Annotated in this window: 11 protein-coding genes and 1 pseudogene; all 12 read right to left on the bottom strand. The window is 35.9% G+C overall.

The annotated features are described in order from the left end of the window. Positions 1-404, bottom strand: a 404-nt coding sequence (locus VNJ50_RS05470; protein ID WP_325579800.1) for a DUF2271 domain-containing protein, incomplete at its 3' end; no start/stop codon positions are given. Positions 405-454: 50 nt separating this feature from the next. Beyond that, entirely contained in the window at positions 455-1,933 is a 1,479-nt protein-coding gene (locus tag VNJ50_RS05465) for an ankyrin repeat domain-containing protein (protein WP_325579799.1), read from the bottom strand. 508 nt (positions 1,934-2,441) lie between these two features. Next, positions 2,442-3,068, bottom strand: coding sequence for a carbonic anhydrase (locus VNJ50_RS05460; RefSeq protein ID WP_325579797.1), 627 nt, complete (start codon positions 3,066-3,068; stop codon positions 2,442-2,444). A gap of 187 nt (positions 3,069-3,255) precedes the next feature. Next, positions 3,256-4,566: a Na+/H+ antiporter NhaA gene (gene nhaA / locus VNJ50_RS05455; RefSeq protein WP_325579795.1), complete on the bottom strand. Its 1,311-nt coding sequence runs from the start codon at positions 4,564-4,566 to the stop codon at positions 3,256-3,258. A gap of 112 nt (positions 4,567-4,678) precedes the next feature. Then, positions 4,679-4,975 carry a hypothetical protein gene (locus tag VNJ50_RS05450; RefSeq protein ID WP_325579793.1) on the bottom strand — a complete coding sequence of 99 codons (297 nt, stop codon included), beginning with the start codon at positions 4,973-4,975 and terminating at the stop codon, positions 4,679-4,681. Positions 4,976-5,090: 115 nt separating this feature from the next. Continuing rightward, a complete protein-coding gene (locus tag VNJ50_RS05445) occupies positions 5,091-5,855 on the bottom strand; it encodes a tetratricopeptide repeat protein (RefSeq protein WP_325579791.1) in 765 nt (254 codons plus the stop codon). A 1-nt stretch (position 5,856) separates the two neighbouring features. Further along, on the bottom strand, positions 5,857-7,632 hold the full coding sequence (locus VNJ50_RS05440; protein ID WP_325579789.1) for a BatD family protein: 1,776 nt from the start codon (positions 7,630-7,632) through the stop codon (positions 5,857-5,859). Positions 7,633-7,852: 220 nt separating this feature from the next. Then, on the bottom strand, positions 7,853-8,668 hold the full coding sequence (locus tag VNJ50_RS05435) for a tetratricopeptide repeat protein (protein ID WP_325579788.1): 816 nt from the start codon (positions 8,666-8,668) through the stop codon (positions 7,853-7,855). 153 nt (positions 8,669-8,821) lie between these two features. Next, entirely contained in the window at positions 8,822-9,862 is a 1,041-nt protein-coding gene (locus VNJ50_RS05430) for a VWA domain-containing protein (protein WP_325579786.1), read from the bottom strand. Positions 9,863-9,923: 61 nt separating this feature from the next. Continuing rightward, a complete protein-coding gene (locus VNJ50_RS05425) occupies positions 9,924-10,928 on the bottom strand; it encodes a VWA domain-containing protein (protein WP_325579802.1) in 1,005 nt (334 codons plus the stop codon). Then, positions 10,928-12,583: a BatD family protein gene (locus VNJ50_RS05420; RefSeq protein ID WP_325579785.1), complete on the bottom strand. Its 1,656-nt coding sequence runs from the start codon at positions 12,581-12,583 to the stop codon at positions 10,928-10,930. Before VNJ50_RS05420 ends, VNJ50_RS05425 begins: the two co-directional genes overlap by 1 nt. Before the next feature lie 24 nt (positions 12,584-12,607). Continuing rightward, positions 12,608-12,755: pseudogene (locus tag VNJ50_RS05415) on the bottom strand (DUF58 domain-containing protein); the annotation flags it as partial.

Raw genomic sequence — 12,755 nt, 5'->3', positions numbered from 1 at the left:
ACATCACTGGTATGGTACTTTTGATCTTCAACAGCGGTTTCGAAACGAATCTTGTATCCCGCATTTATTTTTGAATCATCAATATCAATTACGGTTATATTTCTTCCACCCCCAGAAATGGTCGCTCCGGTAATGGCATCGATATTTGATCGTTTTTTGCTATGAAATTTTTGCCACCATTCTTCGATGGTATTGTACCATTGTGCATCGTTACCATGAACGAATAGGGTTTTTTCATAATTCCCTTTGGGATCAATCAACGAAATGACAATATAAGCAGCCTCACCCGTGTAGTTGGTCATTTGAACCATGCATTTATATTTGGTTGATGGCGCATTGTTAGTGAATGAAAAGAGTCCAAAAAGAACAAGACTAAAAACTATGATTTGTGATAATTTTTTCATGATAATAAGATTTCAGACTGTGATGGGTAAAACACAGTTTGATGTTTTGATTATTTTAAAAAGTCTAAGGATGCATTTTGTTTTAGGAGCAATTCATTTTCTGATGCCAAATCGTAAGCTGTTTCATCAAACTCTGTAGTGATTTCCTTTTTTGCGCCAATAGAAACTAAGTATTTTAAAATTTCGGTAGAATTTGCTTTCATTGCAGCTTTGTGCAAAGCAGTAATGCCTTCGTTGTTTTTGGCGTTAACATCAGCATTAAAAGGTTTGATAAATTTGACAGCAGCAAGGTCATTTTTATCTAAAGCTAAGTGGTAAATGGTATTTCCGTTGGCTTGTGGTTTTCCAAATTCAAAGCCTTTATTTTGTAAAAGTTGAAGTTTCTGTTTGAAATCTTCTTCTTTTTTTTGTGAATAGGATTGCATTAAATAGGCGGATAAATTAGCGCCTTCATTAGTATGGTCGGCAATGGCAACATCGGCATTGATGCTTAACAGAAATGCAACCACATCTGCAGAATTGTTGGCAACGGCCAAAGTTAATGCCGATTCGCCTTTTTTATTAGTCTGATTGATGTCTTTTAAGGTTTTAGAAAGCAGTGTTACGACTTCAAGATTATTATGAGTGGCGGCATTCATAAATGGTGTGTTTCCAAGCACATCTGGTTGATTGACATCTACATTTTTATTGATAAAATAGTTGATGACCGCCAAATCTTTACTTCTTGAAGCTAAAGCGTGCAACGGATTTTCGCCATCTTTGGAAACCACATTAGGATTGAGTCCAACACTTTCGAGATAATTATAAACGTCAATACCATTGGTCACACCTCTGGCACCCTGACTAGCAAAAATGAAAGCAGTGTCATTTCCTTGGATTCCTTTTTTCAATAATTCATTCATCAAAGTGATGTTTCCTGTTTTGGCTGCATAATTAAAAACGCCATTGCCTTTAGCATCCACACTATTGATATCTGCGTTTTTGGAAGTGAAGTAATTTATCAAACTAAGATCTTTGTCGTGTTGGGCAGCTAATAATAAGGCATTGGCGCCAGAAGGCGTGACGTCCGTATTTATTTCAATACCTTGTTGTAAAAGAATGTCGTACACTTTGGTGTTTTTCTGACCAGAACTTGCTGCAAAATTGATAATACTACTGCCTTTATCGTCTGTAATATTCGTTTTTGCGCCATTTTCAATAAGATATGTGATTAGTTCAGTATTGCCTTTGGAGGCTGCCCAAAAAATATAAGTACGCCCATCATGGGTTAATTTGTTAACGTCGTTTCCTTTTTTGGAAATGGCGTATTTGATGGACTCTAAGGGTGCATCTTGTAAAATAGCTTGAGTAACGCCATCAAAATTGCTGCTGTTGGCCTGTGCAATATCATGGCCTTCCTTGATTTTTAGATCGATGGTTTCAATACTTGGTTTGGCATTCCAGAAATCTTTGTCTAAAAAGATATTGTCCTGTGCTAAAGCTGGAAGGCCAAAGATTAAGGCTATGACAGCTATTGCGATGTTTTTCATGATGATTTTGTTTTGTTGATTGTCAGTTTTAAAATCCAGCTAATATTAATTAGACTGAATTAAAATAAAACTTGTATTTGCGGCAAATTTATATAGAATGAATCTAAATAAAAACAATATTGTCTTTTTTTTTTAATATTATTTATGATATAAGAATCTTATAAATGTGAGATGTTGGTATATTCTTCATTTTATCAACATCATAAGTAGTGAAGTGATAACCATTAATCGACCAAAACTTACGTCGATTTATTTCAATGTAATTAGAGTAAGAATCTACATGCTCAACTAAAATTTTCTTGGCAAGCAGAAATAAAGAGGCGGTAGAAGTTAGGATGTGCCGATGTGGAATTTCAATTTTGTTGAATTCTAAGTACTTAATCTCTCAAATTTGATACAATATTGTAGGCCAATTAAAGAAAGAGCAACTTAAATGGCTTTGGGGATATTTCATGCCAAAAACCGCTTCTTTACATCCATTAATCTTTAGGAAATCGGCTTCTAATTATTATTCCAAATGATAGATTTCCATGATTTTACTGAGGTATTTATCGAAGTCAATTTTTAGGTCGATAAGTTTTCCTGTTCGCATATCAAATACCCAACCATGTACTTTTAATCCTCGGCCTCTGTTTGCTTTTTGAACCGCTGCGGTTTTGATTAAATTTACACATTGCTCTTGGACGTTGAGTTCTACCAATCGGTTGTATCGATTTTCCTCATCTTGGATGCTGTTTAATTCATTTTGATGAATACGATAAACGTCCCGAATATTACGAAGCCATGGATTTAGAATACCCAGATCGGCCGATTGCATGGCGGCCTTTACACCACCGCAACCATAATGCCCGCACACCACTATATCCTTAACTTTTAGTTGATTAACTGCGTAATTTACCACGGACATTACGTTAAGGTCGATACTGATGACCATGTTGGCAATATTACGGTGTACAAACACTTCACCAGGCCCCATGCCCATTAATTCTTCTGATGTTACACGGCTGTCCGAACATCCAATAAACAACAATTCAGGATTTTGACCTTTTGAAAGTTCTTTAAAGAAATTTGGATTTTTGGCCAGTTTTTCACTGATCCAGTTTTCATTGTTTTTAAATACCAATTCTAAGTCCATGAGCTTTGCTATTTTAATAGTGATGGGGAGTCATCATCTAAATGTGGGGTTTAAAGGTAGTCAAAATCTGGTTTTACTTTGGATAAAATCTTTTTTTTATTAGTATTTGACAGCATAAAACTCATGTTATTATATTTCAAGATGATCCATTATCTAATAGAGTTATCCAGATAAAACCAATCTATTTTTATTGGCTAATGCTCTTATTTGAAGGGTTGAAACGCAAAATTAAATACCCAATGATGGCCGAGATCAATGACCCTATCAAGATGCCTATTTTTGCTGAATCTACCAAAGCAGGGTTATTTTTAAAGGCTAAGCTGGCAATAAATATAGCCATGGTAAATCCGATTCCTGCCAAAAACGAAACTCCAAGTATATGTTGGTTGTTGATGTCTTTAGGGACTTGGGTGATTTTTAGTTTTTTCGCTACAAAAACAATTAAGCTAATGCCGATACTATTTCCTAAAATTAAACTTAGTATTAAAGTCATAATTAGTCCTTGATCAAGATCATGATTACTATTAAATTGTACGCCGGCATTAGCCAATGCAAATAGTGGAATAATGACAAAGGCAACCCAATCATGCAATTTGTTTTCCAAGGATTGTAACGGCGATTGGTATTTCTCGGTCCAATCTTGGAGCATGTCAATATGTTCAATTTGCTCTTTGGATAAAATTGGTTCTTTTAATTTGGTGGCATTCTTAATATTATGTGTAATTGTTTCGAGTTGAGCGATAAATGGACCTGTCGCAATTCTTTGATACGTAGGAATTGAAAATGCCAATAAAACACCAGATAAAGTAGGATGGACACCAGACTTAAGGAATAGAACCCAAACTACAGCACCCATGGTAATTGTGAAAAATTTAGAATAATATCCTTTTTTAGAAAGTATAAAAATTAATGCAAGAATACCGCAAGCTATAAGCAATAAGGTAAACTCAATATTATCACTATAAAAAAGAGCAATAACCAAAACAGCACCAAGATCGTCAACAATAGCAAATGCTGTTAAAAACACTTTGAGAGACAACGGAACGCGGTTGCCCAAAATTTTTAAAACCGCAAGTGCAAATGCTATGTCTGTAGCCATCGGAATGCCCCAACCGTGAGTTGTTTCTGGATTATTGTTCAATATGACAAAAAACAGAATAGGAAATACCATGCCACCCATTGCTCCAAATAATGGAAAAGCCAGTTTTTTGGCCGAGTTGAGTTCGCCAATCAGAAATTCGCGCTTGATTTCTAAACCAATTATAAAAAAGAAGACGGACATTAAGCCGTCATTGATCCATAAAATAAGAGGTTTGTTAAGGCTGAAAATTTCGGATGTAAAACCCATTTCGTATTGCCATAAATTTTGGTAACTCTCGCCCCAAGGAGAATTGGCCCAAATTAAGGCGACTAGGGTGGCCGTTAACAGAAAGATACCGCTAAGGCTTTCAGTTTTTACATACTTTTGAAATGGGGATAAACTTTTTTTAAAATTCATTTTTTTTGAATTAGATATAATAAATGATAATACAATGGCTTTTAGCTTCAAAAAGAGCTATAACCATGATTTTTTTTTTGGTTGTCACCTTAAATGGATGACCTAATGATTATTATACCAATTCGGGAGGAGGCAATATGCACTCAGTAGTAATTTGTGCATATAAAATGGTAAAGAAGGAATTTAAGTCTTTGTTTATAGATTCAAAAAACGAAATATGTTGAATCCGTTCAAAAGAATTGTTGATTTTAAATACTTTAATGTTTTCATTTGTTGTGTTAGTATCTTCTTCATTGAGGTTATAGAAGATGACGCTGTCTATCGAATCACTTAATATGCTAAGGGTAGGTGCCGCCGCAAATGCAGTAATAATTAGTATAAATAAGTATGAAATAACGCTATTTTTCATGTTATCGCGATTCGGCAAGCGCAAATATAATATTTGAAGTTTAAGAAAATGTTAAATAACCGGGGCGTTTTTTAACATGCTATAAACTGCTTTTAGTACGAAAAGCAATTTGAGATTATAAGTCAATGGAATTAAGCGCTTTGATGTCAGCTTTGGGAATCCAACCAGTCTTTCCATCGGCAAGTTTTATCTTTTTCCAATTGTCGACGGTATCCAAAATTTGGACTTTTGTGCCTTCATGAAGTTTAAACGATTCGGAACTTCTAAGATTAGGTTCGCTTTTTACTAGACTTTCCTTAGCAAAAACAATAGCGGGTTGATCGTTTTTAACAAGCGCATAATTATTATAGGCCAAGGCAATAGCACATCCTGATGCGATTAAAAAGGTCATTGCCATAATGAATGACAGTCTTTTTTGAGTGGTGCCATAATTGAAATAATAGACCAAATAGAAAATCACAAAAAGGACCATTAAAAGCACTGATAATTTTGCCCAATTATCAAAAGTTAGCCAGTTCGTAATGGTTTTTGAAAATTTAGAAAATCCAACGTCTGGAATTTTATCAATGGCATCAATGGTCATATTGCGTGCAAATGCAATATTATTGTTGATTTCCTTATCATTAGGATCTAGTTGTAAAGCCTTTTCATAGTAATATATGCTTGGTGCAATATGATTGAGTTTATAATGTGCATTGGCCAAATTAAAGTACAGTGCTGCCGAATGTTCTCCAGAACCAATAATGGCTTCATATTTTGTGATGGCATCTTCAAAATCACCTTTGTTGTACAAATCGTTGGCTTGCTCAAAAAGGAGTCCGTTTTGGCCAAATCCCATACAGCCAATTAAAAATATCAATATATAAATAATCGATTTCATCTTATTTGATTTGTTTATCAATTAATGAAATGGTTTTTGCTGCCTTGTCGTAGTCATGTTGCATGGTCACTTCAGAGAAAGGCGTATAACGTGCCAATTCGCAGCTGTCAAGAATGGCTATAAAATCATTGATTACCGTTTCGTCCACTTTACGTTTTAGTAGCAATTCTTTGATGTGGTCTTTGCTGAAATCGCTGGTTTCAATATGCAATTTAGCTTTTAGGTAATTGTGCAATGCTTTTTCAAGTGCAATATAAAAGGCTTCTTTTTGACCCAATGTTTTCTTGGCTTCACTCAAATATTTTCTCGCAAGTTTATCAGCTTTACGTATTTTATTACCTTGAACATCGGCCATGCGCTCGGCTTTTTTCTTACGGAAAACCATGGCTAACGGAATGGCTAAAAGGGGCAGTAGTAAGCTGCTCCAATACCATGATGATTTAAAAAATGGTTCGGAAATAATAGGTTGAAGATTAGGATTGCTTTTAACAAAAGCAAATTGGTCACTGCTAAGTTCAACGCGTTGTTTACCTTCTCCTACACTTGCAATCTGACTGTCAGAATTGGTGCTGTTTGTTGGGCCTTCAAGCACATTGAGCACATGTTCGCCTGTTGAAATGGTCTTATAAGTTTCTGTTTTTAAATCGAAATATGAGAAATTGACGTTCGGAATCGGGTATTTGCCTTTATATTGCGGTACAATAGTGTAGCTGTCAGAAATTCGACCTTGCATACCATCTAAAGTGGTTTTTACATTTTCTGTGTGTTCCGGTTCATAAACTTCTAATGCGCTTGGTAAGGTCAATTTAGGTAATTGGAATAATTTTAAATTTCCGTTGCCAGTGACTTCCAGTCGCGCTTGTAAAGATTCGGTGGCATTCAACTCCGTTTTTGAAGTAATCAATTTAAAATCAAAATTACCTACGGCTCCACTAAAATCGTCTGGCTTGCCTGCTTCGGGCAGTTCTTTTACCTGAAGCGTTTTACTTCCGGCAGAAACAGTTTTGGTTACTTGGGCCATCATGCGTCCACCAAAAAAATCCCGTCTGCTGGTAGGCACTTCAACAGCAAGTTCAAGACTTAAAGGTTCGATTTCTATTTTACCTGTTTTTTGAGGGTATAAAACGACTTTGCGTATCACTAAATAGCGATATTCACGGCCGTTGTATTGACCATTTTGAATTTTATTATCTTTTAAATCGATACTTTGACTCCAAAAATCATTGTACTTTGGACTGTTAAGCTCTCTAAAGTTAGTGACTCCAATATCAGGAGATACATAAAGTTTATATACTATGGTAACAGGTTCATTAAGGTAAGGATTCCCTTTAGAAATCTCAGCAATTAGATGCAAATTGTCATCGGCCACATTATCCACATCGTCAGGATCATTTGGTCGGTTTACCGCAGTAGTAACCTGAACGGTGACGGGCGATGTTTTGTAAATTTCGCCTTGAATTTCAATAGTAGCTTGATTGATGGTAATATTGCCTGTTTTTTTTGGTGCTAAAAAATAGCTGTATGTTTTGCTGAATGATCGTACACCATTGACCCATGAATGGCTCACTGATTGGTTGGGACCACCAACAATGGTAAAGTCATTGAATGATGGCGGATTAAAATTATCACCATCCGTATTCATCTCAAAGTCCACACGCAATCGTTCATTAACACCAAGTTTAGTCTTGCTTACTTTGGCCTCAAACTTTACTTGTGCAGCAGCAAAACTTGTACTTGCTATGATAAAAAATAAGGTTATGTATGTTTTTAAACTCATTTACTAATATAACTATTAACGTACAAAATGATTAGTGATTGTTGATTGGTGATACTTGTTAAAATTAAAAATAATATTAATTATGTTTTTAAACACATGATTTAAATAAAAATTAACGTACAACGATTAACGATTGATGATTTTGAAGTTTTTTAATTTTATTCTGAATTTCCGAGATCCGTCAACTGATAACTGTCAACTGAAAACCGATAACTTATTTTTACCAGTCTTTTTCCGTTTGAATTTTGACGCCTTTTTGTTTTTCGGCATTCATTTTTTCCTGAACTTTTTGTTCTTGATTGTTCATGGCTTCCAATAAGTTTTTTACTTGTTGAGGAGACAGTTTTCCAGGTTGTGGTTTTTGCTCTTGATTTTCCTCTTTACCTTGTTCGTTTTCTGGTTTGCCCTGATCTTTTTTATTATCACCGTCTTTTTTATCCTGACCTTTATCGTCGTCTTTATTATCTTTATTGTCTTGATCTTTTTGATCTTGCTGATCTTTATCTTGATCGCTTTCGTCTTTTTTATCCTTGTTTTTGTCTTTATCTTGGTTTTCGTCTGGCTGATCGTCTTTTTGCTGATCGGCACATTCTTTTGCCAATCCAAGATTATAACGGGTCTCATCATCCGTAGGATCATTTCTTAAAGCACTTTTATAGGCTTCAACGGCTTCCTTACATCTTTTCTCTTTCATTAGGATATTGCCAATATTGTGGAATGCCTTGTGTTTATCCGCTTTTTCAGTGGCATTTTTAGCCGCTTGTTGTTGTCTATAAAGAGCTTCATCGTAGTTACCTTCCTTGTAATACGAGTTTCCTAAGTTGTAAACTCCGGCTACTGAAGAGGATTGTTGGGAAATGGCCTTGCGATATTCTTTTTCTGCGGATATAAAGTTGTTGTCATCCATAAGTTCATTGGCGTGATAAATCAAATTATTTGATTTTTTTATAGCCAACTGCTGTTCCTTCTCAATCTTCTTATCTTGAGAAAAAGCGAAACATGTAAAAAATAAGAGTAGAAATGTTAGTTTTTTCATGGCTCTATGTCATTATGAACTTATTGTATAATGTGCTGAGGAGAGCTCTTTATAAGTCCAATTCATTCAAAATTTATTTTATCTTTCTCATTTTTAAATAGTTCGTAAATCTAAAAAAACTATTGCTATTGGTGTGATAATGTTTTCTTAAAGTTACTTGGGGTTTTCGTTAAATAAATTTAAACGTTTTAACCACGATGTACGTCTTTCGAGTAGCAATATATCAATAAAAAGGAAGAAAATAGCTGCGCCCAAAAACCATTGAAATTGCGATTCGAAATCGGCAAACTGCTTGGCTTCAAATTCTGTTTTATCCATTTTATTCAAAATATCTCGGATATGTTCTACTACTTTTCCGGTATCTCTACCATTGATGTATGATCCGTGTCCTTCCTTAGCAATGCTTTTTAAGGTATTTTCATCCATTTTTGTGATGACGGTTTCGCCATTTCTGTCTTTTTTATAGTTGACAACAATGCCGTTGCGTTTTTCTGGGATGGGACCTCCTTTGACATCACCAATTCCGATGGTAAAAATCCGAATACCTTCTTGATAGGCCTCTTGGGCTACTTTTGTAGCAATATCACCATGGTCTTCACCATCTGAAAGAATGATGAGAACTCTGTTTGTGTCTTGATCATCATCATAAAAGTCTTTTGCAAGTTCAATGGCTTCATGAATGGCCGTACCTTGCGATGAAAGCATGTCGGTATTCATACTTTGAAGGAACATTTTTGCCGCTCCATAATCAGTGGTAATCGGTAATTGCGGAAATGCTTTTCCGGCGTACGCAATTATCCCAATCCTATCGCTTGCCAGATTGTTGATGATTTGCGTGACCAACTGTTTTGATTTTTCCAAACGGTTTGGAGCAATATCCTCCGCCAACATACTTTTTGAAACATCGATGGCAAAGACAATATCAACACCTTCGCGTTTGACGGTTTCTAGTTTTGTGCCAATTTTTGGATTGACCAATGCCATTGTCAAACATCCAAAAGCAAGGGAAAGTATAAACACTTTTAAAACAGATTTGAAAACCGATGTGTTTGGACTTAATCTTTTGAATAAGGTTTTACTCGCAAATTTGCGTTGCATACGATGTTTCCACCATTGTAATAACAAAAACACAAGAACAAGTAATGGTATGACCATTAACCCCCAAAACCATATTTTTTCTTCAAATTGATACATTTCTTATTGTCTTTCTATGTCTATCGCTATCTCTGTCCTCTACCGTCTATCCTCTATATTCTTAATTAAAACTTCTGAATACCGTTGATCGCATTAAAAATTCAAAAAGTAACAGTCCAAAAGCCAATAAAACTAACGGACGGTATTTTTCTTCATAATTATAATACTTAAACTCTTCGACATCTGTTTTTTCAAGTTTATTGATTTCCTCATAAATCTCGGCCAATTTTTTATTGTTATCTGCTCTAAAATACTGGCCTCCGGTGATGTCGGCAATTTCTTTCATCAACACTTCATCAATTTCCACTTGAACACGTCCGTATTGAAAATTGCCATTAGGTAAAATCCCAATAGGTGACAGTGCCATGCCGTTCGTACCAATACCAATGGTATAAACTTTAATGTCATACGCGGCAGCGAGTTCACCAGCTGTTTTTGGATCGATAAAACCGCTGTTGTTTACCCCGTCGGTCAGTAAAATAATAACTTTACTTTTGGCTTCACTGTCTTTAATACGGTTGACTGCCGTTGCCAAACCTGATCCAATGGCCGTTCCGCCTTCAATAGTAGTATTGTATTTAATGTCGTTAAGCGCGCGTAATACAATAGCTTTATCGCTTGTAATTGGCGTTTTGGTATAGGCTTCTCCAGCATATTCTACAATCCCAATACGGTCGTTGGGTCTGCTGTTTATAAATTCGGAGGCTACTTTTTTTAGGGCTTCCAAACGGTTGGGCAATAAATCCTTGGCCAACATACTGGCCGATACGTCAATGGCAATGACAATGTCTATACCTCTTGTGGTTTTTGTTTTTGTCGAAACATCGGTAGTTCTTGGTCGTGCTAATGCGGTGATAATTAATGCCAATGCCAATAATCTTAAAACAAACAGACCGTGTTTGGCTTTTGGTAACCAGGAGTTGGTGATTTTAAAACCATTGATGGTCGATATTTTAAGTTCGGCAGTTTGTTTATGATGCTTAAAAACATACCAGACAATGGCTATTGGTAGCAATAAAAACAGCCAGAAAAACTCCTTGTTCAAAAAATTAATTCCTTCCAGCATCATTCGTCTTTTTTAAGTTCAATGGAGTCGAGGACACGTTGCATAATGTCGGCAGTATAGCGATCTTCGGCATCCCAAACCAAAATAATTTGTTGTAAAATATTCTGCGTGGTAAAGGCTAAAAACACGTATTCTCCTTTTCTGTAACGCTCTGGTATCACGCTAGGGAAAGAGGCCGTTCCAAATACCTTCAAACCTTCGGCAGCATTGGGCGTTACAAACTTTTCTCTTTTGGTAATGATGTCCTTAACGTTGTTGTTTTCCAACATTTGCAGATTGCGTTCAACAACCATATTTAAATCTACTTGAACAGAATCCGGAACGTTCAATCTCGTGGTGCTGACCATGATATTTATCGGGCTTAATAAAGTGCCATAACCAAAAGCGCTAACTTTGGCATCGGTAATGGTATCAATAGCTTTAGATTCTACGCGCTCCAAAACCACAGGCGTGGAAATGTAAATAGGCGGAATGCCATAATCACTGGTTACCCAAACACCTTCCAAAAGTTCTTTGCTGTCATTGCCAATAATAGTATCCTTAACATAGTGGAAACCATATTTTATGGAGAAACCAACAAAGGTGGCCACGATTAAAAACAAGGAAACGGCAACTGTAATAATGATTTTACGACGTTTCTTTTTACGTTCCTGGGCTTCTTTATATTGCTGATCCAGTAGTTTTTCTTCTTCTGTGGGTTCTGGCAATGCTTGTTTGACATTGTCAATTTGAAGATCGATGGTATCTCTATCTATTTTGGCCAATTCAACATCTGGAGCAGATTTGGCGAATTTCACTAAGTCGGCACGTTTTAAAATGGTTTCGATGTTTCTGATGTCGGTTTTGGACAATTCAATTTGGTTGCCATCTTTGAGCAAAGTCAATCGGTTGATCAATTCGTCGGTTGTGCTTTCCAGTGCGCGATCATATACTTTTTCATCCAAATACCGTCTAATAATAAAGGTCAATTCAGAATAATAATCCTTAAGCTCGGCATGTTGTAGATAATTGGATTCGTCCAGTTTTTTTAAGGCTATTTTGGCGCGTTCATAAGGTGGCAAAAGTGCAATTTCTTCTTCTTCGGTCAATGGTTTTTTACGCCAAATAAACCAATACATTAAAAACGCTACAACGGCAATAATCGCTAAAATAAGAAGTGCTGTTTTCCACCAATCGCTACTGCTTTTTTCGACCTGTATAAAGGGTTTGATGTCATAAAGCCCTTGTTTTGTAGAATCGACCAAAACATTATTGACTTCTACTTTCAACGAATCGGTAAAATATTCTTTGGTGCCAATGATGATTTTTTGTGGGGGAATGGTATAATGACCAGAATCGAACTGTGTTAAACCATATTTTTTGATAAGGTTGAACCGGTCGTTGTTTTTAGTCGTATCAATTTTGTAAGATTCTATCATTTCCAAAGGCATAAAGGTTTGGCCTTCGGGAAAGATGATCAAATCGGTCGAGTCGGCTTCAACTTCAATCTTATAGGTAATCTGTTCTCCAATCTTGATTTTTGTAGAATCAATGGACGATTTGACCTGAGCGAAAGAGACAATAGAAAATAGAGAAAAGAAAAAAGAAAAAAGGACGGATGACAGATGACCGCTGCCCAATGCACTTTTTCCAAAATTGAAATCGAATTTCTTCATTATTAACTTTAAATTCTTCATTGATTAAGCTCTGCGTTTAAAGTAGCCCAATAGTTTTGTGACATAGCTTTCATCCAAACGGCAATCGATGGTACCCGCGCCAGATTTTGTAAAGGAGTCTTTGTAATAGTTAACACGCTCATTATAATATTTGCTATAATCGGTTCTTATC

The sequence above is a fragment of the Gelidibacter sp. genome (genome assembly GCF_035577925.1).
Taxonomy (GTDB): Bacteria; Bacteroidota; Bacteroidia; order Flavobacteriales; family Flavobacteriaceae; genus Gelidibacter.
Note: the sequence above shows the minus strand (reverse complement) of the source record. Positions and strands in the feature narration are given on the sequence as shown.